Origin of the sequence: Massilia sp. CCM 8734, from assembly GCF_011682155.1 — a bacterium.
Lineage (GTDB): Bacteria > Pseudomonadota > Gammaproteobacteria > Burkholderiales > Burkholderiaceae_D > Telluria_A > Telluria_A rubra.
This window is the reverse complement of the sequence record NZ_WHJI01000015.1, coordinates 35,965-57,979: the sequence shown is the minus strand read 5'-3', so window position 1 is coordinate 57,979 and position 22,015 is coordinate 35,965. Positions and strand designations below refer to the sequence as shown.

21 protein-coding genes are annotated in these 22,015 nt (G+C 64.8%); 7 read left to right on the top strand and 14 right to left on the bottom strand.

Annotated elements, in window-relative coordinates; genetic code table 11:
• Positions 1 to 69 precede the first annotated feature (69 nt).
• Positions 70 to 2,319: a TonB-dependent receptor gene (locus F2P46_RS15785; protein ID WP_166891357.1), complete on the bottom strand. Its 2,250-nt coding sequence runs from the start codon at positions 2,317 to 2,319 to the stop codon at positions 70 to 72.
• Between the two features lie 306 nt (positions 2,320 to 2,625).
• On the opposite strand from F2P46_RS15785, the gene F2P46_RS15780 reads away from it, so the two are divergent.
• Positions 2,626 to 4,083, top strand: a complete 1,458-nt coding sequence (locus F2P46_RS15780; protein WP_166891355.1) for a S41 family peptidase — start codon at positions 2,626 to 2,628, stop codon at positions 4,081 to 4,083.
• A gap of 110 nt (positions 4,084 to 4,193) precedes the next feature.
• Entirely contained in the window at positions 4,194 to 5,315 is a 1,122-nt protein-coding gene (locus F2P46_RS15775; RefSeq protein ID WP_166891352.1) for a beta-ketoacyl-ACP synthase III, read from the top strand.
• Between the two features lie 64 nt (positions 5,316 to 5,379).
• Here the strand turns inward: F2P46_RS15775 and F2P46_RS15770 are convergent, their stop codons facing one another.
• Positions 5,380 to 7,419: an NADPH-dependent 2,4-dienoyl-CoA reductase gene (locus tag F2P46_RS15770; protein ID WP_166891349.1), complete on the bottom strand. Its 2,040-nt coding sequence runs from the start codon at positions 7,417 to 7,419 to the stop codon at positions 5,380 to 5,382.
• A 248-nt stretch (positions 7,420 to 7,667) separates the two neighbouring features.
• Between F2P46_RS15770 and F2P46_RS15765 the strand changes: the two genes are divergently transcribed.
• The gene (locus tag F2P46_RS15765; RefSeq protein WP_368737917.1) at positions 7,668 to 8,159 is read left to right on the top strand and encodes an SRPBCC family protein; all 492 of its coding nucleotides are present in this window, start codon (positions 7,668 to 7,670) and stop codon (positions 8,157 to 8,159) included.
• A 19-nt stretch (positions 8,160 to 8,178) separates the two neighbouring features.
• Here the strand turns inward: F2P46_RS15765 and F2P46_RS15760 are convergent, their stop codons facing one another.
• The 10 genes from F2P46_RS15760 to F2P46_RS15715 all read right to left on the bottom strand — a co-directional run bounded on the left by F2P46_RS15760 (position 8,179) and on the right by F2P46_RS15715 (position 16,074).
• Positions 8,179 to 8,634, bottom strand: coding sequence for a hypothetical protein (locus F2P46_RS15760; protein WP_166891343.1), 456 nt, complete (start codon positions 8,632 to 8,634; stop codon positions 8,179 to 8,181).
• A 16-nt stretch (positions 8,635 to 8,650) separates the two neighbouring features.
• Positions 8,651 to 9,109, bottom strand: coding sequence for a DUF2721 domain-containing protein (locus F2P46_RS15755; protein WP_166891340.1), 459 nt, complete (start codon positions 9,107 to 9,109; stop codon positions 8,651 to 8,653).
• Positions 9,110 to 9,173: 64 nt separating this feature from the next.
• Positions 9,174 to 10,130, bottom strand: coding sequence for a prolyl aminopeptidase (gene pip, locus F2P46_RS15750; protein WP_166891337.1), 957 nt, complete (start codon positions 10,128 to 10,130; stop codon positions 9,174 to 9,176).
• Between the two features lie 59 nt (positions 10,131 to 10,189).
• The gene (locus tag F2P46_RS15745) at positions 10,190 to 10,750 is read right to left on the bottom strand and encodes a hypothetical protein (protein ID WP_166891335.1); all 561 of its coding nucleotides are present in this window, start codon (positions 10,748 to 10,750) and stop codon (positions 10,190 to 10,192) included.
• Entirely contained in the window at positions 10,731 to 11,750 is a 1,020-nt protein-coding gene (locus F2P46_RS15740; protein WP_166891332.1) for a DUF1993 family protein, read from the bottom strand. The genes F2P46_RS15745 and F2P46_RS15740 overlap by 20 nt, the downstream gene beginning before the upstream one ends.
• Entirely contained in the window at positions 11,743 to 12,462 is a 720-nt protein-coding gene (locus F2P46_RS15735; protein ID WP_166891330.1) for an AAA family ATPase, read from the bottom strand. Before F2P46_RS15735 ends, F2P46_RS15740 begins: the two co-directional genes overlap by 8 nt.
• A gap of 72 nt (positions 12,463 to 12,534) precedes the next feature.
• The gene (gene phbB, locus F2P46_RS15730) at positions 12,535 to 13,275 is read right to left on the bottom strand and encodes an acetoacetyl-CoA reductase (RefSeq protein WP_166891328.1); all 741 of its coding nucleotides are present in this window, start codon (positions 13,273 to 13,275) and stop codon (positions 12,535 to 12,537) included.
• A gap of 151 nt (positions 13,276 to 13,426) precedes the next feature.
• Positions 13,427 to 14,605, bottom strand: coding sequence for an acetyl-CoA C-acetyltransferase (locus tag F2P46_RS15725; protein WP_166891325.1), 1,179 nt, complete (start codon positions 14,603 to 14,605; stop codon positions 13,427 to 13,429).
• A 65-nt stretch (positions 14,606 to 14,670) separates the two neighbouring features.
• The gene (locus F2P46_RS15720; protein ID WP_166891322.1) at positions 14,671 to 15,000 is read right to left on the bottom strand and encodes a hypothetical protein; all 330 of its coding nucleotides are present in this window, start codon (positions 14,998 to 15,000) and stop codon (positions 14,671 to 14,673) included.
• Positions 15,001 to 15,165: 165 nt separating this feature from the next.
• On the bottom strand, positions 15,166 to 16,074 hold the full coding sequence (locus F2P46_RS15715; RefSeq protein WP_166891321.1) for a LysR family transcriptional regulator: 909 nt from the start codon (positions 16,072 to 16,074) through the stop codon (positions 15,166 to 15,168).
• A gap of 109 nt (positions 16,075 to 16,183) precedes the next feature.
• Here F2P46_RS15715 and metE point away from each other — a divergent pair, with 109 nt between their 5' ends.
• Positions 16,184 to 18,475: a 5-methyltetrahydropteroyltriglutamate--homocysteine S-methyltransferase gene (gene metE / locus F2P46_RS15710; protein ID WP_166891318.1), complete on the top strand. Its 2,292-nt coding sequence runs from the start codon at positions 16,184 to 16,186 to the stop codon at positions 18,473 to 18,475.
• Positions 18,476 to 18,501: 26 nt separating this feature from the next.
• Here the strand turns inward: metE and F2P46_RS15705 are convergent, their stop codons facing one another.
• The gene (locus tag F2P46_RS15705) at positions 18,502 to 19,380 is read right to left on the bottom strand and encodes a hypothetical protein (RefSeq protein WP_166891316.1); all 879 of its coding nucleotides are present in this window, start codon (positions 19,378 to 19,380) and stop codon (positions 18,502 to 18,504) included.
• A gap of 237 nt (positions 19,381 to 19,617) precedes the next feature.
• On the opposite strand from F2P46_RS15705, the gene minC reads away from it, so the two are divergent.
• The 3 genes from minC to minE are packed head-to-tail and all read left to right on the top strand — an operon-like array spanning position 19,618 to position 21,463.
• Positions 19,618 to 20,367, top strand: coding sequence for a septum site-determining protein MinC (minC, locus tag F2P46_RS15700; RefSeq protein WP_166891314.1), 750 nt, complete (start codon positions 19,618 to 19,620; stop codon positions 20,365 to 20,367).
• Between the two features lie 27 nt (positions 20,368 to 20,394).
• Positions 20,395 to 21,210: a septum site-determining protein MinD gene (gene minD / locus F2P46_RS15695; protein WP_166875984.1), complete on the top strand. Its 816-nt coding sequence runs from the start codon at positions 20,395 to 20,397 to the stop codon at positions 21,208 to 21,210.
• Position 21,211: 1 nt separating this feature from the next.
• Complete coding sequence (gene minE / locus F2P46_RS15690; protein WP_166875981.1) at positions 21,212 to 21,463, top strand: cell division topological specificity factor MinE; 252 nt, start codon at positions 21,212 to 21,214, stop codon at positions 21,461 to 21,463.
• Between the two features lie 34 nt (positions 21,464 to 21,497).
• Here minE and F2P46_RS15685 read toward each other — a convergent pair whose 3' ends face one another.
• The gene (locus F2P46_RS15685; RefSeq protein WP_166891312.1) at positions 21,498 to 21,989 is read right to left on the bottom strand and encodes a hypothetical protein; all 492 of its coding nucleotides are present in this window, start codon (positions 21,987 to 21,989) and stop codon (positions 21,498 to 21,500) included.
• Positions 21,990 to 22,015: the final 26 nt, after the last annotated feature.

Below are 22,015 nucleotides of genomic sequence, written 5' to 3'. Positions count from 1 at the left end.
GGGTGGGTGTCCTTATGGGGCAAGTAATGATGGGGCAAGTGAAAAATGGCTTGTGGCCACAGTCGAATACTATAACTTCATTTCGAGGCGCACGGTCCAGGTGGTGTAGGTGCGGCTGGCCGCGTCCGACGATTGCGCGATACCGCCCTTGGTGACCGTGCGCCCGGACAGGTAGTCGTCGTTCAGCAGGTTGTTGGCCGAAATGCGCAGCTGGGTGGCGGGGCTGAACTTCCACAATCCGTAGACGTCGAACTGGCGTTTCACGCCGCTGGTGGCCACTTCGTCGGCGCTGGTGCGCACCAGGATTGCCGGGGTCCAGTTGACGCTGCCGCCGAGCGTCATCGGCATCTCTTTCAGGCGCCAGTCGAGGCCGACGTTGGCGGTCTGCCTGGCCTGCTGGTCGAGCCGGTTGTCGGGGCCGGGAATGCCGTCCACGCTCGACCAGAAGCGGCTGTAGTTCGAGCGCAGGTCGATAGTCGGGGCGCCCGTCACCAGGTCGGCCAGCTGGAACTTCGCTTCCAGTTCGATGCCGCTGGTGCGCGCGCTGCCGATGTTCGACGGGCTCGACAGCCAGCGCGGACCGTCCGGGGTGTCGCGCAGGGTCAGTTCGCGCCGCATCAGGTTATCGATCTTGCGGATAAACCCGCTGGCGCTGAGGATGCCGCCCTTGCCGAGGTAATGCTCGTAGGCCAGGTCGATACCCTGCGCCAGTTCCGGCTTGAGGTTGGGGTTGCCGGTGCGGTCGGGACGGGTCGCGCTGTTGAGCTGCGAGTAGGTCGGCACCGCGATCAGGTCGTTCAGCTGGGGCGCGCGGTAGCTCTGCGTCAGGCTGGCGCGGACCTGGTCCTTGTCATGGCCGGGAATGCGCCAGACCGAGTGCAGCACCGGGCTCCACACGCTGCTGTTGTTGCGCACGTCGCGCCCCTGGTTGGTGGCGCTGGTGCGGATGCCTTCCCAGCGCAGCCCGACATAGGCCGACCATTGCGGCGTGATGTCCCATTCGTCCTGCACGTACGTTGCCACGCGGCGCGTGTCGGCCGTCATGCTCGATCCCGATTCGGCGAACTGGGCGCGGCCGTTGACCAGCGCCACCGTGCTTTGCTCGCGGTGGCCGCCTTCGACCTCCCAGCCGGCCGCCAGCAGATGGCCCTTGGCCAGCGGCGTGCTGTACTTGCCGCCGCTGTTCAAACTATGGTTGCGCGAGGTATCGACGTCGTTGAAGTCATCCTTGAGCGCGCCATTGTCGGCGTACTGATTGCGCAGCGAGGTGCTTTCGCTGCGGCCGGCGCCGAAGCCGAACTTGACGTCGAGCTTGGCGCCGGCGTCCATCCGGTGCAGCCAGTTGCCGAAGCCGCGCAACATTGTCATCGACGAGCTCGAGTCCGCCAGCGCCAGCGCGTATTCGCGTTGCGGCGGGCCGATGCGCTGGGTCAGCAGGCTGTCGCTGTTGCCTTCGCTGCGGTTATACATCAAGAACGGCTGGAAATTGAGCGTGTCGCCATTGTCGAATTTATACGACAGGCGCGGGGTCAGGTGCAGCGAGCGCGCACTGCGGCTGCTGTGGGCGTCGACTTGCTGGTCTTTGAGGAGCAGGCCGGCCGGATCCGCATCTTCGTACGTGGTGACGCTCTCGTCATACTGGCGGCTGGTGCCGGCCGAGCCGCTCATCAGCCAGCTCAGCGCGCCCGCCTTGCCGGGCATGGTGAGCGACACGTTAGGGCCGTGGCGGCCGTCCTCGATGCTGTCGGACAGCTTGAGCTGGATATCTTTCTGCTGGTAACCCTCGCGCAACACCACGTTGATGGTGCCGGCGATGGCCTGGGTGCTGTGCTCGGCCACCGGGCCGCGCATGACTTCGATGCGTTCGACCTGGTCGGGCGAGAGCGATTCGAGCGAAAACCCGGCCGGCGGGCGCTCGCCGTTGACCAGCATTTGCGTGTAGCCGTTGCCCAGGCCGCGCATGCGCACCCCGCCGCCACCGCGTCCCGGCGGGCCGCCCATGGTCACGCCAGGCAAGCGCTTGAGGATTTCGCCGACGCTGCTGTCGCCATTGCGGTCGAGTTCCTCGCGGCCGAACACCATCTTGGCGGCGGTCGACAGGCGGCGCGATTCGGTATCGTCGGCGCGGCTGCCGTTGATGGTGACCGCAGTCACGCCGGCTGCGGGCTTGGCCGCTGGCGCCGGGCCGGCCTTGGCGACCGGTGCGGCGGGCATGTCCGCCGACACGGCCGGAGGCACGGCGGACGTGTCTTGCGCATGGACGGAGCAAGCGCTACCGGCAATCAGGGCGGCGCAGGCGAAGGGAATCAGTTTGCTCATCGGGGGTTCAGTGGTGGATCAGGCTGGCTGGACGGCAAATGTTGGCGCGTCACGTGGCTCGCGATGACCGCATTCTAGCCCCTGCATTCCGGGGGGAACCATCGGGCATGGTTTTTTTACTTTTCGATACACAACCCCACCCCGGTGTCAGGTCTGACATTCGGACACGGCCTCGACATCAGGGTTTGCGCTACAGCCGGGATCGTGTACGAATGTCAGACCTGACACCGCCTTCGGGGGTTATACTGGATTCGTGCCAGCTCATCAGGTGAACTGGCGCCTTTTCTTCGCATCGTAGGTGACATCATGGGCTCTACCCTCAAAAACTCCGGGCTGCTCAGCCTGGGCGCCATTGCCGGCGTGGCTATTTCCATGCAGTTTTCGGCACTCGCGCAAAAGCCGGTCGAGCAAGGCATGCCGCTCGAGGAGTTGCGCCAGCTGTCCGAGGCCTACGATCTGATCAAAACCGATTATGTCGAACCCGTTTCCGACAAAAAACTGCTGACCGAGGCCCTGACCGGCATGGTGGCCTCGCTCGATCCCCATTCGGCCTATCTCGACAAGAAAGCCTATCGCGACCTGCGCGAAGGCACCCAGGGCAAGTTCGTCGGCCTCGGCATCGAAATTGCCCAAAGCGAAGAAGGTTTCATCAAGATCGTGGCTCCGATCGAGGATTCGCCGGCCTGGCGCGCCGGCATCAAGGCGGGCGACCTGATCACGCGCATCAACAACGAGGCCATCCAGAACCTGGGCATCGACGAAGCCATCAAGAAGATGCGCGGCGAGCCGATGACCAAGGTCACCTTGACCTTGCAGCGCAAGGATGTGCCGCTGCCGCTGGTGATGACGATCATGCGCCAGGAAATCATCCAGAAAAGCGTGAAGGGCAAGATGATCGAGCCGGGCTATGCTTGGTTGCGCATTTCGCAATTCCAGGAGCCGACCGTGGACGACATGGCGGCCCGCCTCGCGGCCCTGTACCAGCAGGATCCGGGCCTGAAGGGCCTGGTGCTGGACCTGCGCAACGATCCGGGCGGCTTGCTGCAGGGCGCCATCGGCGTCTCGGCCGCGTTTTTGCCCAAAGGCGCAGAAATCGTCTCGACCAACGGCCAGCTGGCCAACTCGCGCCAGAACTACCTTGGCACTCCCGAGTTCTACACCTTGCAGGGCAACGGCGACGCGCTGGCCAGGCTGCCGGCCGCGCTCAAGACGGTGCCGATGGTGGTGCTGGTCAACACCGGCTCGGCCTCGGCCTCCGAAATCGTGGCCGGCGCGCTGCAGGACTACAAGCGCGCCGTCATCCTCGGCAGCCGCACGTTCGGCAAGGGCTCGGTGCAGACCATCAAGCCGCTCGGCAGCGACACCGCCGTCAAGCTGACCACGGCGCGCTATTACACCCCGGCCGGGCGTTCGATCCAGGCGCGCGGCATCATTCCCGACTTTTTGGTGGACGAAAACGCCGATGGCGATGGCTTGAACGGCTTTCGCATGCGCGAGGCCGACCTGGAAAAACACCTGTCGAACGATCGTGACAAGGAAAGCGCGGCCAGCACGCGCGAGCAGCTCGAGGCCCAGCGCCGCCTGGTTGCGCTCGAGCGCAAGCGCAAACCGCTCGAGTACGGCGGCGCCGACGACTTCCAGCTGGCGCAGGCCATCAAGCACCTGAAAGGCTTGCCGGTGCAGCTGGCCAAGGCGGCCATGGCAGAGCGACCGCCGGTGGCCCAGGCCACGCCCGCGCCCACGCCCGCCAACAAAGCAAAATAAGCGCCGGCCGCCGCTCCCCCCGCGCTTTTCTCGCCAGCGCCAATCTCATTGTGTAGAATCGTCGCCACCTGCCGGGTCATGCCCGGCTTACCCTATTTGAAAGCTTCACCATGAAACAAGTCGTCATCAGCGGCACGGGCCTGTTCACGCCGCCCCATTCGATCTCCAACGAAGAGCTGGTTGTCGCCTTCAACGCCTACGCCGAGCTGTACAACGCCGAGCACGCCGATGCCATCGCGGCGGGAGAGCTGACCGCCATTGAGGGCTCGAGCGCGGCCTTTATCGAAAAAGCCTCGGGCATCAAATCGCGCTATGTGATGGAAAAAACCGGCATTCTCGATCCGGCGCGCATGACGGCGCGCATTCCCGAGCGCGCCGACGAGGTCATCTCGCTGCAGGCCGAAATCTGCGTGGCGGCGGCGCACCAGGCGCTGGACCGGGCCGGACGCACGGCGGCTGACATCGACATGGTGCTGGTCGCCTGCAGCAACATGCAGCGCGCCTACCCGGCCATGGCGGTCGAGGTGCAGGAAGCGCTGGGCATCGACGGCTTCGGCTTCGACATGAACGTGGCCTGTTCTTCGGCCACCTTCGGCATCCAGATGGCGATGGCGGCGGTGCAAAGCGGGCAGGCGCGCGCGGTGCTGGTGCTTAATCCCGAGATCACCAGCGGCCACCTGAACTTTCGCGACCGCGACAGCCACTTCATTTTTGGCGACGCCTGCACCGCGATCGTGATCGAAGCGGCCGACACGGCGACCAGCGCGCACCAGTTCGAGATCCTGGAGTCGAAGCTCAAGACCAAATTTTCGAACAACATCCGCAACAACTTCGGCTTCATGAACCGTTTCGACGAATCCGGCGTGGGCAAGCCGGACAAGCTGTTCCGCCAGCAGGGCCGCAAGGTGTTCAAGGAAGTGTGCCCGATGGCGGCCGAGATGATCCGCGAGACGGTCACCAACGCCGGGCTGGAAGTGGCGCAGGTAGCGCGCTACTGGCTGCACCAGGCCAACCTGAACATGAACCTGCTGATCACCCGCATGCTGCTCGGGCGCGACGCCGAACCGCAGGAAGCGCCGGTCATCCTCGACACGTACGCCAATACCTCGTCGGCCGGTTCGATCATCGCCTTCCACAAGTACCAGGACGATATGCCGAGCGGCTCGCACGGCGTGATTTGCTCGTTCGGCGCGGGGTACTCGATCGGCTGCGTGGTGGTGCGCAAGAAGTAATAGCCGCTAACCTTCGATCCGTCGTTCCCGGCCTCGGCGGCCCCCTTGGCGGGAACGACGATGTCTAAAGCCGCGCGGCCAGTTCGGCGCCTTCCTTAATGGCGCGCTTGGCGTCCAGTTCGGCCGCCAGCGCGGCCCCGCCGATCTTGTGGAACACCGGCCCGCCCTGCGCCGCCGCGCCCTCTTCCGGCATCAGCTCCGTCAGGCTGTCCTGCCCCGCGCAGATGATCACGTTGTCGACCGCGATCAGGCGCTCTTCCCCGTTCACCGTGACATGCAGCCCGTGATCGTCGATCTTGTTGTACGTGACCCCCGCCAGCATGACCACGCCATTCCGGCTCAAGGTCGCGCGGTGCACCCAGCCGGACGTCTTGCCCAGCCCCGCTCCCAGCTTGGATGCCTTGCGCTGCATCAGGAACAGCTGGCGCACCGGTTCGGCCGCGTGCGGCGCCACCAGACCGCCGCTGGTGGTCGCTTCCAGGTCCACGCCCCACTCGCCGGCCCACTCGGCCACCGGCAACGGCAAGGGGTGCGCCGGGTTGTGCAGCAAATACTCGCCTACGTCAAACCCGATCCCGCCCGCGCCGATGATCGCCACGCGCTTGCCCACCGGCGCCTTGTTCTGCAACACGTCGATGTACGAGAGCACCTTGGGATGCTTGATCCCTTCGATCGGCGGCATGCGCACCTTGATGCCGGTGGCGACGATCACGTCGTCGAAACCACCGGCCAGCAGCGCTTCGCGCGTGATCCGTTCACCCAGGCGCACGGTCACGCCGGTCAGCTCCAGCTTGCGCGAGAAATAGCGGATCGTTTCGGCGAATTCTTCCTTCCCCGGGATTTGCATGGCGATCTTGAATTGCCCGCCGACCGACTCGCTCGAATCGAACAGGGTCACCGCGTGCCCGCATTCGGCCGCCACGGTCGCCGCCGACAAGCCCGCCGGGCCGGCGCCCACCACCGCCACCTTGCGCGCGCGGCGCGTGGGCGCGTACACCAGCTCCGTCTCGTGGCAGGCGCGCGGGTTCACCAGGCAGCTGGCGCGCTTGTTCGAGAAGGTGTGATCGAGGCAGGCCTGGTTGCAGCCGATGCAGGTGTTGATCTCGTCGGCGCGCCCGGCCGCCGCCTTGGCCACGAACTGCGCATCGGCCAAAAACGGGCGCGCCATCGACACCATGTCGGCGTCGCCGCGCGCGATGATGTCGTTCGCTTCGAACGGCATGTTGATGCGGTTCGACGCCACCACCGGAATCTTTACCTCGCGCCGCAGGCGCCCGGCCACGCTGGCAAAGGCCGCGCGCGGCACCGAGGTGACGATGGTCGGCACGCGCGCTTCGTGCCAGCCATACCCCGTGTTGAGGATGGTGACGCCGGCGCTTTCCAGCGCATGCGCCACCTTGACCACCTCGTCCCAGGTGTTGCCGCCTTCGACCAGGTCGAGCAGCGAGTGGCGGTACATGATGATGAAGTCGGTACCGACCGCCAGGCGAATCCGCTTGATGATCTCGATGGCCAGGCGCATGCGGTTCTCGATGCTGCCGCCCCAGCGGTCCTGGCGCAGGTTGGTGCGCGCGCACAGGAACTGGTTGAGCAGGTAGCCTTCGCTGCCCATCACTTCGATGCCGTCGTAGCCGGCCCGTTTGGCCAACCTGGCGCAGCGCGCGTAGTCGCGGATGGTCGCTTCGATCCCGGCTTCCGTCAGCGCGCGCGGCTTGAACGGCGAAATCGGCGACTTCACGTTCGACGCCGACACCACCAGCGGCTGGTAGCCGTAGCGCCCCGAATGCAGGATCTGCATCAGGATCTTGCCGCCCTCCTCGTGCACCGCCTTCGTCACGCGCCGGTGGTTGATCACGTCGCCCGCGAAATTGAGGGTGCCGCCGAACGGCAGCAGCCAGCCCTGGCGGTTGGGCGAAATGCCGCCGGTGACGATCAGCCCCACGCCACCCCTGGCGCGCTCGCGGTAGAACGCGGCCAGCTTGCCGTAGTTGTAGAAGCGGTCTTCCAGCCCGGTGTGCATCGACCCCATGATGACGCGGTTGCGCAGGGTCGTAAAGCCGAGGTCCAGGGGCGCGAGCAGGTGGGGATAAGGTTGGTTTGTCATGGTCGGTTGGGTGGAGGCGTAAAGACGGAGCGTCGGCACTGCATGTCGAGACGACATTACAACCTACTTCTGTAGATGCCGGGTTCTAATCTTCGGCCGGCCCGCCGACCCGCTATCGCGCGCACGCTTGAGCGTGCCTGCTTGTCAGGCCCGCCGCTTTCCCGTAGGCTGGGTCCATGTTTCCGCGAATCCTATTTTGTTGCCTTCTCGCCTGTTCCGAGCCCGTCCTGGCCCAATCCAGGCTGGAGGTGACGGTCAAGCGTGTCGACGTGGCCGACCAGCACGTGTTCGAGGTCGCGTCGAGCGGCGAGGTACGCGCGTCGCCGGCTGCCGTATGGAAAGTGCTGACCAATTACGACCGCATGTCCGAGTTCGTGCCGGACCTGAAAACCTCCAAGGTCCTTTCGCGCACCGGCAACAAGGCCATCATCGAGCAGTTCGGGGTGGCCAGCTTTTTGTTCATCCGGCGCGATATCCACCTGATCGTGCAGGCCAGCGAAGAGCCGATGACGGCCATCGACATCAGCCTGGTCACCGGCGACATGCGCGTCTACCAGTGCCGCTGGGAGCTGGTGCCGGTGCCCGAGACGGGCGGCACGCGCATCGTCTACAGCGGCAAGCTGGTGCCGAAGTTCTACGTGCCCGGCATGCTGGGCGCGAACATCATCCGCTCCGACATCGAGCGCATGATGAAAGCGGTGCTGGCGCGGCTCGAACGGGGCGACAGTCCCGGTAACTGAGCTGGGATAGCTGGGAAACTCAGGCCTGGTAGCTGTGCGGCTCGCGCAGTTCGGCGAAGGTTTCGATGCTGCCGATCTTGACCGTCACGGGATTGAGACTCATTTGCGGCGCCATGGCGCGCCAGGCGAACTGCCACTCGCGTTCTTCGGCTTCGGCGCTGCTCTTGGTGAAGGCCGCGCCCAGGGCCGCGCGCACGCCGTATTCGACGGCGCCGTCGATGCCGGCCCAACTTGGCAGGGTGCGCTGCACGGCGCGGTGCAGGCGCTCGCCGAATTCCTCGCTATTGTGGATCACCAGACAGCAGTCGGCCGGCGAAAACACGTCGAACAGGGCTTTGTCCCAGGCCTGCGAAAACGACAGGGTCAGGCAGTTGTTGACCGGGACCAGGCGAAACTGCCCCAGGGTCAGCGCGGCTTCCAGTTCGGCGCGCGGCGCGTAGCGGTACAGGGTCGGGGGACGTTGATAATCGTGCATAAGAAAACTCAATCTGTTAGTGTGGATTCGGCAGGGACCCGGGCGGACGCACGTGCCTGCGCGAACGCAGCGTCTTGGACGCGACAAAAATTTCGACCAGCAGGTACACGAAGGCGCCGATCAGGCACAGCATCGCGATCACGAACAGGCCGGCGATGTACTGGTCGAGCGGGACGTTGGTGGTATCGCCCAGGAACAGCAGCGCAATGACCAGGCAAACGAGCAGGCCGCAGGCGGTGCTCAGTGCAATGGCGTAGTTAATCAGGTGCCAGCGCCGGTACAGCACGTCCAGTTCATCCATGTAGGCGTCCTGGTAGGCGATGTCGAGGCGGTCTTCCAGCACGCGCGAGCGGTCGATGATGCGCGCCAGGCGGTTGGTCAGCACCATCAGGTTGGTGCATACGCCGGTGAGCAGGAACACCGGCGCAATGGCCAGCTGGATGACGTGGCCGATATCGGTGAGCTGGAGGTTCATAGGGCGCTAAAATAGTGGTTATGCATGCACAGCCGCTAGTGTAGCAGGGCCACCCCCGCCGTCGCTAATCGAAGCGCCCGCTGCGCTTGAACTGCTCGGTGGCGCCCACCAGCGCCCGGGCGATGCCCGCCTCCAGCGCGCCATGGCCGGCGTCGGCCACCATGCGCAGGCGCGCACCGGGCCAGGCCTGGTGCAGGCGGTAGGCCGACAGCGGCGGGCAAATGACGTCGTAGCGGCCCTGCACGATCACGCACGGCAGGTGCGCGATGCGGCCGACATCGTGCACCAACTGGTCTTCGCGCAAAAAGCCGCCGTTGGCCATGTAGTGCGATTCGAGCCGGCCCACGCCCAGGTCGAGCGTGTCGGAGGCGGTATCTTCCGGCTGCGGCAGCAGGAACACGCGCCGTCCTTCGAAGCGGCTCCAGGCGCGCGCCGCCGGCCAGTACACGGCCGGATCGTCGCACAGCATGCGCGTGGTGTAGGCGGTGAGCAGGTCGGCCCGCTCGGCTTCGGGAATCGGGGCCACGAATTCGTCGTACAGCTCCGGGTAGAACCAGCGCACGCCGTGCAGGAACCAGTCCACTTCGGCGGCGGTGCACAGGAAAATCCCGCGCAGGATGAAGCCGAGGCAGCGCTCGGGGTGCGCTTCGCCGTAGGCCAGCGCCAGGGTCGAGCCCCACGAGCCGCCGAACACCAGCCACTTGTCCACGCCGAACTGCGCGCGCAGGGTTTCGATATCCTCGATCAGCAGTTGGGTGGTGTTGTCGCGCCACTCGCCCAGCGGGGTCGACTTGCCGGCGCCGCGCTGGTCGAACAGGATGATGCGGTACTGCTGCGGGTCGAAAAAGCGCCGGTGCTGGGGCGACAGGCCCGCGCCCGGGCCGCCGTGCAGGAACAGCACGGGGATGCCTTTCGGGTTGCCCACTTCCTCCCAGTAGATGGTATGGACCGCATCGACTTGCAGCATGCCGTGCCGGGTCGGCTGGATCGGCGGGAACAGGCAGGTCGGGATGGCGGGCATGGGAGTCCTCTTATGGTTGACAGTCGATTGTAGCGCACTGGCGCGGCGCGGCCGCCGCTTCAGCAGGCGCCCTGCCACGCTTGCGCGGCCAGCTGCTGTACTGCGGCCAGGGCGGCTTTCAGATCGCCGCCGGCGTGCCGCTTCCACAGGACGGCGGCGGCCGGGAATTTGCGCTCGCCGATCAGGGCGCCGATTTGCTGCCGCGCGTCCGCCTCGAGCATGCCGTATTGACGCAGCTCGGGAGAACGCGGCTCGCCCGCGCGCCCGCTCGGGTCGCGCTCCATCAGGCAGGAATGCAGCTCGGGCAGCGGCTGCGCCACGCCGGCGGCGTGCACCAGGCTTGCAGTCAACCGGACCTCGGGCGCCGCATCCGGCGCCAGATGCTCATCGGGCCAGTCGATCAGTTGCGCCACGTTGTAGATGGTGTCGACCTGCGCCTCGCGGATGACGTCCACCAGGTCGTGCGGGTCGACGCCGGCAGCGAGCAAGCGCGCTACCGCGCCGCCCTGGCGCCGCAGCGCTTGCGGCGCGGCTTCGTCGATCACGGTGCTCCACAGGCCGCGCAGCAGCAGTTCATGCAGCAGGGCCGCCGGCGAATGGTCAAGCATTGGTGTAGACATGAAACCCGTCGAAATCGGCCTTGCCGATCGCAACGCCGTTCTGGCGCAGGATGGCGTAAGCGGCGGTCAGGTGAAAAAAGAAGTTCGGCAGCGCGTACTGCAGCAGGAAGGGCTGGCCGGGCAAGGTGACCAGGGCTTCGCCGGCGCGGTCGCTGAACATGCGGCTGGCGGCGCCGTCGAACTGCGCGGGCGTGAGCGCGTCCAGGAAACCGAGCACGAAGTCGATGCGCTGGCCGAGGCCCTTGTAGGTCGCCGGGAACTTGCCGCTGTCGCGCAGCGCGCTGGCGGGAAAGGCGCCGCTGTCGGACAAGGTGCTGCCGGCCAGCGGGGCGCAGGCGCGCACGGCGAAGTTGGCCGCCACCTCGGCCTGCACCGCCAGGGTCAGCATGCCCGGCGCCAGGCGCGCGTCGAGCAGCGCAGTGCCTTGCGGATGCGCTTCGGCCAGCGCCAGCATGGCGCGCAGCCGGCCCAGGTAGCGCAGGAACACCGGCACGCTCGCTTCGTACAGATTGTCGGTCGCCGCAGGCGCCTCGCGCAGGCGTTGCAGCGAATACTGGACTTCGATATCGTCTTTCATCTTGCCGCGCTCCCATCCCTGCGATTCGTAAAAGATGTCGGCGCGCGTGTCGGCGCCGGTCGAGAGCACGATCTGCTCGTGCCCCTGTGCGAACAAATCCTCGACCGCCAGCGCCAGCAGGCGCTTGCCGATGCCCTGCCCTTCGCGCGCCGGGTCGATGAACAGCGCCCAGATCGACCCTTGCGCGCGGTCGGCGCTGGCAAAGCCGGCGATGACGCCGTCGTCCTCGCACACCCAGCTGCGGCCCACGCCATCCAGATAGTCGCGGTACATGGCGGTGGTGATGCGGCCCGCATCGCGCAGGCGGTTTTCGGTGACGGCCAGGCGAATGGCCGACATGGCGGCGATGTCGGCAACGGTGGCGAGCCTGAAGGTGAGCGTGGAGGTGGTATTCAAGTCGGTGGTGTTCCTGTGGTCAGTCATCGGCGAGCAGTTGCTTGAGGCGCTGCGGATAGTGGTTGAGAAAGTCGCGCGTTACCGCGAAATGTTCGGTGTCCTCAAACGCCACTTCAGTAATGCCGCTGCCGTCGAACTGCAGGATTTTGGCGTTCGGGTACGACAGCAGGATCGGCGAATGGGTGGCGATGATGAACTGGCAGTCCTGCTTGACCAGCTGGTCGATGGCTGACAACGCGGCCAGCTGGCGATTGGGCGAGAGAGCCGCCTCGGGCTCGTCGAGCAGGTACAGGCCGCCAGCGGAAAACTCCAGGATCACGTCCATGAAGGCTTCGCCGTGCGAACGGATGTGCTTCGACGGCCCGCCGCCAGGAGGAAGGTCGTCAAGATAGCTGAAGACATTGAACAGGCTTTCGGCGCGCAGGAAGTACGACCAGGCCGGCTTGCGGAAGCTTTTGACGAGTTTCAGGCAGTTCTGGAGCGACGACACATCCTGCTGCGCCCGATGGACGTTGCGGCTGCCGCCTTCGCTGGGCAGACCCAGCGCCACGGCGATCGCTTCGAGCAGGGTCGACTTGCCGGCACCGTTCTCACCGACAAAAAAAGTCACGTCGGCATGCGGCTCTATCACCCCCATGTCGCGCACGGCGGGAATAGTGAAGGGATAGTTGTCGAAATCGATCTCGGCTTCATCAGCGATCGAAATTTCGCGCAGATAGGGTTTGGCGCTGATCGCCATGGGACGTCCTCGGTGAAAAAAAGCACCACCCGCAGGCAGTGCTTTTCGGGTCCTGCCGCTGGTGTGCGGCGATCAGGACATGTGCTGTCCGCCGTTGATGGCGATGTTAGCGCCGGTCACAAAAGCGGCTTCGTCCGACGACAGGTAGGCGACCAGGCCGGCGACTTCTTCCGGCTTGCCCAGGCGCGCCATCGGAATTTGCGGGATGATCTTGGTGTCGAGCACTTCTTTCGGGATTTCCATGACCATCTTGGTGCCGATGTAGCCTGGCGAGATGGTGTTGACGGTCACGCCCTTGCGCGCCACTTCCAGCGCCAGCGCCTTGGTGAAGCCGTGCATGCCGGCCTTGGCGGCCGAATAGTTGGTCTGGCCGAAGGCGCCCTTCTGCCCGTTCACCGACGAGATGTTGATGATGCGGCCCCAGCCGCGCTCGACCATGCCATCGCACACCGGCTTGGTCATGTTGAAAACGGAGTCGAGGTTGGTCGCCATGACGGCATCCCAGTTCGGCTTGTCCATTTTCTTGAACGTCATGTCGCGCGTGATGCCGGCGTTGTTGACCAGCACGTCGATCAGACCGACTTCGTCGGCGATCTTGGCCACGCAAGCCTGCGCCGAATCGTAGTCGGCCACGTCGCACTCATACGCCTTGAAGTCGTAGCCCATGTCCTTGGTGGTCGCCAGCCATTCGGCGACCTTTTTGTTACCAGGGGAATACGTGGTGACGACCCGATACCCGAGGGCGGCCAGTTTGAAACAGACCGCCTCGCCCAAACCGCCCATACCGCCGGTCACTAATGCAACTCTAGCCATGTTGTCTTCTCCTGTTTTTATACACCAACTCCAACCAAATCGCGGGGGCGGGATTGGAACCGCCCTTGCTCCGCTCGAGCGCCGCCGGGTCGTGCCCCGCTGCGCTCATTGTCGCTCCGTGTCACTCCATTGCGCTTGCGCGCAACGAGGTTCAGTCGCGTTCTACTGCCAAAGCAACTCCCATGCCGCCGCCGATGCACAGGCTGGCCAGCCCGCGCTTGGCGTCGCGGCGGATCATTTCGTGCAGCAAGGTCACCAGCACGCGGCAGCCCGATGCACCAATCGGGTGCCCCAGTGCAATTGCACCGCCGTTGACGTTGATCTTGCTGGTATCCCAGCCCATTTCTTTGTTGACGGCAACCGCCTGTGCGGCGAAGGCTTCGTTAATTTCCATCAGGTCCACGTCTTCGTGGGTCCAGCCGGCTTTTTGCAGGCACAGCCTGGTCGCCGAGACCGGGCCCATGCCCATGATGGACGGGTCCAGCCCGGCCGAGGAATAGGCCTTGATGCGCGCCAGGGGTTTCAAGCCCAGTTCCTTGGCCTTGGACGCGGACATCATGATCACGGCGGCGGCGCCATCGTTCAGGCCCGACGCATTACCGGCCGTAACGGTACCAGCTTTGTCGAAAGCGGGGCGCAGGCTGGCCAGCGATTCGAGCGTGGTGCCGTGCTTCGGATACTCGTCGGTGTCGAACACCACGGTGCCCTTCTTGGACACGATTTCGAAGGGAATGATTTCATCCTTGAACTTGCCGGCCTTTTGCGCGGCTTCGGCCTTGAGCTGCGACTGCAGCGCGAATTCGTCCTGCTCGGCGCGCGAGACTTCATACTTCTTGGCGACGTTTTCGGCCGTTACGCCCATGTGGTACTGGTTGAAGGCGTCCCACAGGCCGTCGACGATCATGGTGTCGACCAGCTTGGTGTCGCCCATGCGGAAACCGTCGCGCGAGCCAGGCAGCACGTGCGGCGAGGCGCTCATGTTTTCCTGGCCGCCGGCGATGATGATGTCGGCGTCGCCGCACTTGATGGCCTGGGCCGCCAGGTGGGTGGCCTTCAGGCCGCTGCCGCAGACTTTACCGACGGTGAACGCCGGCACCATGTCGGGCAAGCCGGCCTTGAGGGCGGCCTGGCGCGCAGGGCCCTGGCCGGCGCCGGCGGTGAGCACCTGGCCGAGGATGACCTCGTTCACTTTGGCCGGATCGAGGTCGATCTTGGCCAGCAGGTGCTTGATGACGTGGGCGCCCAGTTCGGCGGCGGGGATTTTCGCGAGTGCGCCGCCAAATTTACCGACTGCGGTACGGCCAGCGGCCACGATTACGACGTCTTCCATGTGAATCTCCGATGTGCTGTGTTCTGGCGCTGTGGCCAGTGGGGTTTCAAGTGAGCGGCCCGGCACTAGGCTTGCCCTTCGGCGAGCGCGGTGCCGTCCGCCGTTCCGGAGGCTGCGCCGGCGGGCGGCGCGGCCAGCTGGGGCCGACCGAAAATTGCAAACTGCCATGCATCGCGCGGAACCGGGGTCAGCCAGTTGCTGGCGCCGCCCGCGCATTGCCACTGCCGGATGGCGACGGTGGCGGTGGCAAGCAGGGTTCTTATCGAATCGACATTGACTTGCGTCGCGGACACACCCGCATCCATGGCTGCGTGGACGCTGCGTTGATACATGCCCGCTTGGGTGTCGAACAGTTCCCGCATGGAGCGGAAAAATGGGTCGGAACTTGAAAACATGGTTTCCCTTTTCGGATGGACAGGCTTTGACAGCTCACAGCGTGACAAAGTCCTCCATCTTAGTTTCCAGGTTCCGTTCGAGTTTGAGCAAAATCAATCTTATCAGCTTATTTACTAAAAACAATCGGGGATTGCCGTGCGGCCGCAAATTACCCCGCTTGAATATCAGCTAAGCAAGGTGATGCCGTCCAGGGTGCGCGCGCATTGTTCGCGGATCACGCCGACGAAGTCGCTCACGTAGGCCTTGGCCGCCAGCGCCGGCGGCACCGACACGAACAGGTCGCTCCACAGGCCGAACTCGCCCACCGGGCGCGACAGCACGTAATCGTAATCGACGTAATTCTTGATGGCCCAGTTGGGCAGCGCGGCCAGGCCGCGCCGGCTGGCGACGAGCTGGAGGATGGCCACGGTCAGCTCGGCCGTGCGGCGCTCGAAGCGTACATTGGCGGGGCGCAAGACTTCGCGGATCAGGTCGATCCGCTCTTCCGGCACCGGGTAGGTGATCAGGGTTTCGCCCTCGAAGTCGGGCGCTTCCAGGCGGCGCTGGGTGGCCAGGCGGTGCTTCTGGGCCAGCACCACCAGGATCTCGTAGCGGAACAGGGGGAACACGGTGTACTCCGGCCCGCCGGCCGAACCGATCACCAGGTCGGCCTGGCCGCTGCGCAGCAACTCGATCGGCTCGCTGTGAAAGCCCGACACCAGGTCGATCTCGACGTCGGGCCAGCGCTGGCGGAAGGCGTCCATCACCGGCATCAGCCAGTCGAAGCAGGTGTGGCATTCGAGCGCCACGCGCAACTGGCCGCGGTCGCCCTGCGACAGGCGCGCCACGTCGCGTTCGGCCTGCTCGACCTCGGGCAGCACCTGGTCGGCCAGCTGCAACAGGCGCATGCCGGTGGCGGTAAACGCGATCGGCAGCGACTTGCGCTCGAACAGGGGTGCGCCATAGCGCTCTTCCATCAGCTTGACCTGGTGCGACAGGGCCGATTGCGTCAGGTTCAGCAGTTGGGCGGCGCGCACCAGGCTGCCGGATGAGCGCAAGGCGGTCAGCGTGCGCAGATGTCGAAGTTCTAGCATGATCTCGATCAATGAAAATTTTTCATGCGGAACTGCAAAATGTTTCGTTTTGATTATATGACACTTTGCCGCAAACTTTACACACCAACAATGAAATCTCGATGACATCATGAAAACGCTGCACACCCACGTACTTGGCTTTCCCCGCATCGGCGCGCGGCGCGAACTGAAAACCGCCCTCGAAGCCTTCTGGCGCGGCGAGCTCGACGAAGCCGGGCTGGAAGCGGCCGGCGCCGCCCTGCGCGCGCGCCACTGGGCCTTGCAGGCCGACGCCGGGCTGGAACTGGTGACGGTGGGCGACTTCGCCTTCTACGACCAGGTTGCCGGCCACATCCAGCTGTTCGGCTGCGAACCGGCGCGCTTCGGCTTCGATGGCGCGAGCACGCCGCTGACGCGCTATTTCGCCATGGCGCGCGGCGAGCATGACGGTTGCTGCGGCCATCCGCATGCTGGACAACACAGCGGCCACGCGCTCGACATGACCAAGTGGTTCGACACCAACTATCATTACCTGGTCCCGGAATTCGGCCCGGAGACCGCCTTTACGCTGGCCGGCGAACGCCTGCTGGCGGAGGTGCTTGAAGCGCAAGCGCTCGGGCACCGGGTCAAGGCCACCCTGATCGGCCCGCTCACCTTCCTCTGGCTGGGCACGGCGCGCGAGGCCGGTTTTGATCGCCTGGGCCTGCTCGAAAAGCTGCTGCCGGTCTACACGACCCTGTTGATGCGCCTGAAAGTCCAGGGAGTGGAATGGGTGCAGATCGACGAACCGATCCTCGGGCTGGACTTGCCGCAGGAATGGCGCAACGCCTTCGAGATCGCCTACTGGCTGCTGGCGCAGTCCGGCGCGCGCATCATGCTGGCGACCTATTTTTCGCCGCTGGAAGAAAACCTCGGCCTGGCCTGCCGCCTGCCGGTGGCCGGCCTGCATGTGGACGGCGTGCGCGCGGCGCATGAGCTGACCAGCGTGTGCGACTGGCTGGCCCTGCCCAAGGTGCTGTCGGTCGGCATCGTCGACGGGCGCAACATCTGGCGCACCGACCTCGACGCGGCCATCGCCGTGCTCAAGCCGCTGCTGGACAAGCGCGGCGCGCTCTGGCTGGCGCCCTCGTGTTCGCTGCTGCACGTGCCCCTGAGCCTGGCCGACGAAAGCGCGCTCGACCCCGAGGTGCGTTCATGGCTGGCGTTTGCCACCGAAAAGCTCTCTGAGCTGGCGACCCTGAAAGCCGCCTTGCGCGCAGACGATGCGCCGCAGTTGATGGAGGCGCGCGCCGCGATTGCCAGCCGCGCCCGCAGCACCCGCGTCCACAGGGACGCCGTCGCGGCCCGGGTGCAAGCCTTGCCGGGCGACGCAGACCGGCGCGGCGCCCCGTTTGCCGCGCGCCAGGTGGTGCAGCGTGCGCGCTTGCGGCTACCGGCGTTTCCCACCACCACCATCGGCTCGTTTCCGCAGACGACGGCGATCCGCGCCGCGCGCGCCGCCTTTCGTCGGGGCGCCCTGCCGCTGGACCAGTATCAAAGCGCGATGCGGGCCGAAATCGCGCACGCGGTGGCGCGCCAGGAAGCCATCGGGCTCGACGTGCTGGTGCATGGCGAAGCCGAGCGCAACGACATGGTCGAGTATTTCGGCGAACAGCTCGACGGCTTCGTCTTTACGCAGCATGGCTGGGTGCAGTCGTACGGCTCGCGCTGCGTCAAGCCGCCGGTGCTGTATGGCGACGTGGCGCGCCCGCGCGCGATGACGGTCGACTGGGCCGTGCATGCGCAGAGCCTGTCGGCGCGCCCGGTCAAGGGCATGCTGACCGGGCCGGTGACGATCCTGCAGTGGTCGTTCGTGCGCGACGACCAGCCGCGCGCGTTGACCGCCTTGCAGATCGCGCTGGCGATGCGCGACGAAGTGGCGGACTTGCAGGCGGCCTCAATCGGCATCATCCAGATCGACGAACCGGCCCTGCGCGAAGGCTTGCCGCTGCGGCGCGCGCGCTGGGACGATTACCTGGCGTGGGCCACGCGCGCGTTTCGCATCACGGCCGGCGCGGCGCGCGACGACACCCAGATTCACACGCATATGTGCTACGCCCAGTTCAACGACATCCTGCCGCAGATCGCCGCGCTCGACGCCGACGTGATCACCATCGAAACGAGCCGCTCGGACATGGCGCTGTTAGATGGCTTTGGCAAGTTCCGCTATCCGAACGAGATCGGGCCGGGGGTGTACGACATTCATTCGCCGGCGGTGCCGGGCACGGACGCCATCGAGCGCCTGTTGCGCAAGGCGGCGCGGGTGATTCCGGCGGCCAATCTGTGGGTCAATCCGGATTGCGGGCTGAAGACGCGCGGCTGGGCCGAGACCGAGGCGGCGCTGGTCAACATGGTGGCGGCGGCGCGGCGCATGCGGGCCTGAGGCGGCGCTTGCGGTAAGGCGTCGCATCAAAGCCGGATCTCGGGATAGGCGCCAAACCAGAATGCGAGGGCTTCCTTGTTAACCCCATCGGCGCCGGTCCAGAAATCGACCGGGTAGGCCCAATCGGATTTGTGCGATTTCGATGGCGCGAGCCCGGGATTGGTGTAGTGCGTCAGGTAGCCTTTGTGTTTCTCGGTCTCCAGAATGCCGGCGATGCCCAGCGCTTCCAGCAAGACCCTGCACTGGTGGACGCTCGCCTTGAAACCGTCGATTTTTTTCAGGTATCGGTGCACTTGCGTCGGTTTGGTCTGCGCCTCGAGCGAGCGCAAGGTATCGAGAATCGCGTTGAAAATGCGGAAATCCTCCGCCGTGGGCGCCTGGCGGGTGAGTTGTACATGTTGAGCGAGGTAAAACTGGATCACCTCCGGCGTTTTCAGCAGACTGATCGATCCGGCGGTGTAGCGATCCACGTTCCAGTCGGTGGCGTCCATCCCGCTATAGATATCGTAGCCGGAACAAATGGCGCAAAAGCGCGGCGCGGACGATTGCGTGAAGCCATGGTCCGGCATGGTCTGCATCATGGCAAACGGCGCGAGGCCACTGCGATAATCAAGGCGCCCGCTCGTAAAGCTCGACAGGAAAAGATCGGTCACGTGGGACTTCTGGCATTGCTTCGCGTACTCGACACAGCGCTGGACCGCTTCATCATGCTCGATGTCGACCGGATCGAAGGCCAGGCCCTGCTCTTTCAGGTAAGCGAATTGCTCGTCGCTGGTGACCCCGCGCGCGTCGATCCAACGCTGTTCGTATGCCTCCAGTGGATGTTCAGAACGGGCAATCGCCTGCGACAGGCTGCTATATTTCGATAGCAATTTCAGCGCTGTTTTGTCGACCGGCTTATTCACGATGGTTCCTTTCAGTGTACCGCACGCTTGTACCACATCCTCCCCGAGCGGGGGATCAAAGGCCATCGAGACTACACCAATTATTCGCCCCGCATGAATGACGCATGCCTCAAAACCGGTTTGAAGTTGCCTCGCGGAACATGCGGGACAACCCTCCCCTAACCGCAATTTTCACAGTAGAATGCACGAGCCTGCGCCACTTTGGACGGTGATCCGCCCATCCCTCACGACTCGTCTATGCTCAAAAGCCCGTCCCAACTGCCTATCGAAATCAAGATCTCCACCGTGGTGGCGATCTCCACGATTCTGTATTCGGCCGACCCGTTGGCGATCGATGCGGCGCTCAAGCAGATGACGGGCGGCTCGGCCGATTTCTTCGAAGACGAATTCGCCGTGATCGATATCAGCGCCCTGGCCGAGAACGCGCCGCGCATCGATTGGGACAAGATGGTCACCTTGCTCAAGAAATACCACCTGAACGCGGTGGCCGTGCGCGGCGCCCCGGCGTCCATGCACGAGGCGATCCGCGCGCGCGGCCTCTCGCTCGACGACGGCGCCAGCGGCGACAAGGCGCGCAGCGAAGCGGCCGCGCCGGCAGCGACCATCGCGGCGCCCGCCCCGGCCAGCGCGATCGTCGCGCCGGGCACCATGATCATCGACACCCCGGTGCGCGCCGGCCAGCGCGTGTATGCGCGCGGCGGTGACCTGATCGTCACGGCGGTGGTCAACAACGGCGCCGAAATCATCGCCGACGGCAGCATTCATATTTACGCGTCGCTGTTCGGACGCGCCCTGGCCGGCGCCTCGGGTAATGCCGACGCGCGCATCTTCGCCATGGCGATGCAGCCCGAGCTGGTCTCGATCGCCGGCGTCTACCGCACGTTCGAAGATGGCTTCGCGCCGCAGCTGGCGCGCCAGCCGACGCAAATCCGCTTGATCGGCGACCGCATCGATATACTGTCGATCAGTCCGGCATCCCGCGTTTAAATACCAGATACGAAAAAAGGACCCCCTGTGGCAAGAATTATTGTTGTGACTTCCGGCAAGGGTGGCGTCGGCAAGACGACCTCCAGCGCCAGCTTTTCTACCGGCCTGGCCATGCGTGGCCACAAGACCGCCGTGCTCGACTTCGACGTCGGCCTGCGCAATCTCGACCTGATCATGGGTTGCGAACGGCGGGTCGTCTACGACCTGATCAACGTCATCAATGGCGAAGCCTCGCTCAACCAGGCGCTGATCAAGGACAAGCATTGCGACAACCTGTTCATCCTGCCGGCCTCGCAGACGCGCGACAAGGATGCCTTGTCGGAAGAAGGCGTCGAACGCGTGCTGCACGACCTGATCAACATGGGCTTCGAATACATCATCTGCGATTCGCCCGCCGGCATCGAGCATGGCGCGCTGATGGCGCTCACCTTCGCCGACGAAGCGATCATCGTGACCAATCCGGAAGTGTCGTCGGTGCGCGATTCGGACCGCATCCTCGGCATCATCCAGGCCAAGTCGCGCCGCGCCCAGACCGGTGCCGAGCCGGTCAAGGAACACCTGCTCATCACGCGCTACTCGCCCAAGCGGGTCGAGAACGACGAAATGCTGTCCTACCAGGACGTGCAGGAAATCCTGCGCATTCCCCTGGTCGGCATCATTCCCGAGTCCGAATCGGTGCTGCACGCATCGAACCAGGGCAATCCGGCGATTCATTTCAAGGGCACCGACGTGGCCGAGGCCTACGAGGACGTGGTCTCGCGCTTCCTCGGCGACGATGTACCGCTGCGCTTTACCAGCTATGAAAAACCAGGCATATTCCAGCGCATCTTCGGAGTAAAGTGATATGGCCCTGCTTTCATTCCTGTTTCCCTCCAAGCCGAAAAGCGCCACTGCGGCCAAGGAGCGCCTGCAGATCATCATCGCGCGCGAACGCGGTCACCGCACCGGCCCGGATTTCCTGCCGGCGCTGCACCGCGAACTGCTTGAAGTGATCTCGAAGTACACCCGCGTCAATCCGGACGACATCAAATTGTCGCTGGACCGCCAGGGCAACCTGGAAGTGCTTGAAGTAAACGTGGTGTTGCCGGATACCTGACCGGTCCGGCACTGGCGTGCCACCCGGCGCGCTGCTAAACGGCGCGCGCCGCCAGCAATTCGCGCGCGACCGTGGCGCAGGCGTCCACATGGTCGTAGCCGAGCTTGCGGAACACGGTAAACCCGATCGCCGCCGAGGCCACCTGGCCGGCCAGCGGCACGAAGCGCGCGGCCGACCTCACAAACGCCTTGCCGCCGCTGCGCTTGAGCAGCCGCAGCGCCAGCTGGCGCGTGATTAATTTTCCCACCATCATGCCGCCCACCCCCGCCGCCGCCCCGAAGACGATGCGCTTGTAGGTCGGCTGCAAGTGCTCGACTTGTTCGGCGGACAGGCCAAAGGCCGCGTTGACGTCGTTCACCAGTCCGGTCAGCATGGTCAGGTCGGACATCACATCGAGCCCGGGAACCGGCAACGCCGATATGCCGGCCGAGACGGCCGCGCGGTTGCGCACCATGCGCCGGCATGCTTCGCGCACTTGCAAAATCGCTTCGGGATTGCCTGGAATCGCTGTCAAGTCTTTGTTCATGGTTTTCCTTTCGATATGTAAATTTC